General features: G+C 66.1%; 3 protein-coding genes. All 3 read left to right on the forward strand.

Annotated features, from left to right (window positions below):
- Position 1: 1 nt before the first annotated feature.
- Entirely contained in the window at positions 2-1,090 is a 1,089-nt protein-coding gene (locus EOA28_RS30340; RefSeq protein ID WP_128315597.1) for an ATP phosphoribosyltransferase regulatory subunit, read from the forward strand.
- Positions 1,087-1,785: an ATP phosphoribosyltransferase gene (gene hisG, locus EOA28_RS30345; RefSeq protein ID WP_126078871.1), complete on the forward strand. Its 699-nt coding sequence runs from the start codon at positions 1,087-1,089 to the stop codon at positions 1,783-1,785. Before EOA28_RS30340 ends, hisG begins: the two co-directional genes overlap by 4 nt.
- A gap of 73 nt (positions 1,786-1,858) precedes the next feature.
- Positions 1,859-3,181: AMP-binding protein (locus EOA28_RS30350; protein WP_128315598.1), on the forward strand; the 1,323-nt coding region annotated here is incomplete at its 3' end.

Consider the following 3,181-nt stretch of genomic DNA (forward strand, 5'->3'; position numbering starts at 1 on the left):
CATCGCGAAACTCTTCGCCGCCCGCGATACGCACGCGGTCGAAGTCGCCGTGCTGCAGCCGGCCGATCCGTTCCTCGATATGGCGGGCGAAGACCTGCGCCGGCGCATCTTCCTGACCGAGAGCGAGACCGGCAAGACGCTGTGCCTGCGGCCCGAATTCACCATTCCGGTCTGCCTCGACCACATCGCCAGCCAGGCCGGCACGCCGCGCCGCTATTCTTACCTGGGCGAGGTGTTCCGCCAGCGCCGTGAGGGTGGCAACGAGTTCTTCCAGGCCGGCATCGAGGATCTCGGCGACACTGACATCGCCGCCGCCGATGCCCGTTCGCTGGCCGAGGCGCATGCGCTGCTGTCGCTGGTGCTGCCGGGACGGCCCCTCGCCATCACGCTTGGCGACCAGACCCTGTTCGAGGCGGTGCTGGCCGCGCTCGGCCTGCCGCGCGGCTGGCGCATGCGGCTGGCCCGCGCCTTCGGTTCGGCGCCGATGTTGGAAGCGGCCCTTGCCGATCTCGCCAACCCGCCGCGCAACAGCCAGCTCTCCGGTCCCGTCGCCTTGCTGGTGCTCGACGGCGATCAGGAAGGCCTCGCCGCGCACATTGCCGAAGGCATGGAGCAGGCCGGGCTGTCGGCTTCCGGCGGCCGCTCGCCGGCCGACATTGCGCGCCGGCTGATCGAGAAAGCACAGTTGCGCAGCGTGCGGCTCTCCGATGACGCCTTCTCGGCGTTGAAGGGTTTTCTCGAGATCGACGTCGCGCTCAGCGGCGCGACCGCGGCGCTGGAAAAATTCGCCGCTGATGCCGGCCTGTCGCTGGGGCCGGCGCTGGAGAATTTCTCCGCCCGCGCCAAGGCGATCGAGGCGCATGGGCTGTCCTCGGCGCAGATCCGCTACGATGCCGCTTTCGGCCGCCCGCTCGACTATTACACCGGCCTCGTCTTCGAGATCGCTGTCCAGGGAGGCGATCGCCCGCTTGTCGGCGGCGGCCGCTACGACCGGCTGCTGACGCTGCTTGGCGCCAAGAAGCCGATTCCCGGCGTCGGTTTTTCGGTCTGGCTCGACCGGATCGAAGCCTTGCGGGAGAATGCCAAATGATCACGCTGGCGATCCCGTCGAAAGGCCGACTCAAGGAACAGTCGCTCGAAGTGCTGGCCAAGGCAGGGCTGGCCGTTACCTTGCCCGAGGACGACCGCAAATACCGCGCGCGTATCGACGGCCTCGACAATGTCGAGGTGGCCTTCCTGTCCGCGTCCGAGATCGCCGGCGAGATCGGGCAAGGGTCGGTCGATCTCGGCATCACCGGCGAGGATCTTTTGCGCGAGAATCTCGCCGACTGGGAAGCGCGCGCCGAGATCGTCGCGCGCCTCGGCTTCGGCAATGCCGACGTCGTGGTGGCCGTGCCCGACATCTGGCTCGATGTCGACACCATGGCCGATCTTGACGATGTCGCCGCCGATTTCCGCCAGCGCCACGGCCGGCGGCTCAGGATCGCCACCAAATATTGGCGGCTGACGCAGCAGTTCTTTTCGCTCAAGCACGGCATCCAGGTCTACCGCATCGTCGAAAGCCTCGGCGCCACCGAAGGCGCGCCGGCCGCCGGCCTGGCGGACGTCATCGTCGACATCACCACCACCGGCTCGACGCTGCGCGCCAACCACCTCAAGGTGCTGGGCGACGGCACCATCCTCAAGTCGCAGGCCTGTCTGGTCGCGTCGAGGAAGCAGCGCGACGCGGCGGATGAGGCACGGTTGCGGGCAATCGCAGCCAAAATGGGCGCCTTGGTCGCTTAGCCCTCCCTACCTTCGGCGGGTTTCCACCGCCTTTGCAGGCTGATAGGCTCAATCATCTCGGGAGGAGACGGCGATGGCGATCAAACTCGACGAGCTTATGAACGCCACCAATTTGCGCGGGCATCGCGCGAGCGGCACCTTTATTGCCCCGGCCGGCGGCAAGGCGCATGTCTCGGGCGATCGCTTGGTGCCTTTGCTCGACAAGACCATTCCGGAGCTGTTCTCCGATACGGTGAGCAAATACGCCACGCTCGACGCCGCCGTCTTCGTCGGTCAGGACAAGCGCTTCACCTGGAGCGAGCTGTCGGATGCGGTCGACGCCCTGGCCGCCGGTTTCCTGGCGCTCGGCCTGGAAAAGGGCGACCGCGTCGGCATCTGGTCGCCGAACCGCTGGGAATGGCTGGTGACGCAGTTCGCCACCGCTCGCATCGGCCTGATCCTGGTCAACATCAACCCGGCCTATCGGCTGACCGAGCTGGAATATGCGCTCAACAAGGTCGGCTGCAAGGCGCTGGTCACGGCGGCCCAGTTCAAGACATCCGATTACCTCGGCATGATCGAGACGCTCGCGCCGGAGATCGCCAAGGCGGAGCCCGGCAAGCTCAAGGCGAAAAAGCTGCCGGCGTTGAAGATCGTCATCCGCATGGGTGACGACAATTCGCCCGGCATGTTCAATTTCGGCGATGTGCTGGCCATGGCCGGCCGCGACGAGCACGACAGTCTCGACCGCATCTCGGAGAGCCTGAAGCCCGCAGATGCCATCAACATCCAGTTCACCAGCGGCACGACCGGCGCGCCGAAGGGGGCGACGCTGACCCACGCGAACATCGTCAACAACGGCAATTTCGTCACCTCGGCCATAAAACTCACCGTCGATGACCGGCTCTGCATCCCCGTGCCGCTCTACCATTGCTTCGGCATGTCGATGGGCACGATGGGCTGCGTGTCGAAGGGCGCGACCATGGTCTTCCCTGGCGAAGGGTTTGACGCCGGCGCGACGCTGAAAGCGGTCGCGCAGGAGCATTGCACCGGGCTCTACGGCGTGCCGACCATGTTCGTCGCCATGCTCGACCATGCCGATTTCGCCGGCTTCGACCTCTCCAGCCTGCGCACCGGCATCATGGCCGGCTCGCCATGCCCGATCGAGGTGATGAAGAAGGTGGTGTCGCTCATGCATATGAGCCAGGTGACCATCGCCTATGGCATGACCGAGACCAGCCCGGTCTCCTTCCAGAGCAGCGTCGACGACCCGCTTGAAAAGCGCGTCTCCACCGTCGGCCGCATCCACCCGCATGTCGAGGTGAAAGCGATCGGCGCGGATGGCGCGACCGTCGCGGTCGGGGAGCCTGGCGAGCTTTGCACGCGCGGCTATTCGGTGATGAAGGGCTATTGGGAC

The sequence above is a fragment of the Mesorhizobium sp. M2A.F.Ca.ET.067.02.1.1 genome (genome assembly GCF_004023285.1).
Lineage (GTDB): Bacteria > Pseudomonadota > Alphaproteobacteria > Rhizobiales > Rhizobiaceae > Mesorhizobium.

Bases quoted from the DNA above. Each gene is read 5' to 3' on its own strand.
- hisG (WP_126078871.1), top strand. From the start codon at position 1,087: ATGATCACGCTGGCGATCCCGTCGAAAGGCCGACTCAAGGAACAGTCG.